The 932-nt window shown below is 57.0% G+C and carries 1 pseudogene; it reads right to left on the bottom strand.

The annotated features are described in order from the left end of the window. A pseudogene (locus AC2FNB_RS21350) lies at positions 1-932 on the bottom strand (glycerophosphodiester phosphodiesterase); the annotation flags it as partial.

The raw sequence follows: 932 nt of genomic DNA, 5'->3' as shown, positions 1-932 counted from the left end.
GATGCTACCCTGTTTTCCCGGTACCTGCAGCTTGACTTCGCCCTCATAAAACCCATCCAGCAGAGCGGCCAGAGCACCCAAAGCGATCGCGGCCAAAACCAAGCCTGCCAGGGACCACAGCCCTGCAACGGCCAGAGAAATGGTCAGAGCGAGGCGCAGGTTCGTACCTTGGTCCAGCGGAATGAGGCCAAGAACACCGCTTGCGACTGTGCCAATGATAGCTGCAAACACAATCCGCACGGCCAGCCACAAGACCAGCTTGATCTTGAGTCGGCCCTGATGCCCCGCCATCCGTGTCGCACTTTCGTCGAATGCCGCTTTCGGAGCGATCTTTTCAAACAGTACCAAGTGCAGCGACAGGGCCCAGGCAGACAGGCGCCAGATCAAAATCCACGCCATGACCAGCAGAACCGCACCAATTAGTACCACCGCGACCCAGAAAGCTGGCGGATGGAAAGTCAGGTAATAATTGATGTCGTATTCCGTAAGCGTCCACCAAGCGATCAACCCACTGACAGCAGCAAACGGCAGAACCAAAAGCAGCACGCGCAGAACGAACCGCGCAGCGAATTCCAGCAGGCCAGGCAATCGTGCGGCGACAAGTGTCAGCGCCGAGCGCCCTGCATTCCACAGGTCGGTTTCGTTCATACGCAAACACGCAGCCATGACAGACAACCCCAGAACCTCGGCCACGAGAAACAGGCTGAGTACGGCCAGCGTAACGACAAACCCGACAGGGGACAGGATGAACATCGCAATGTCCTGATCCGTCAGGGCTGCCTGATCCGAGAGAAGAACCGCAAGGTTGACGGCAATTGCCAAAGTCGGCGCAATCACCGCCAGCGTCATGAGGCGCAGAACCAGATAAAGCGGCAGAAAAATCCGCCGGCGAGACCATGACACCCGATATGCGTTTGTTACTGTTGTAAAAT

This window comes from Ruegeria sp. BHSB058 (genome assembly GCF_059613285.1).
Note: the sequence above shows the minus strand (reverse complement) of the source record. Positions and strands in the feature narration are given on the sequence as shown.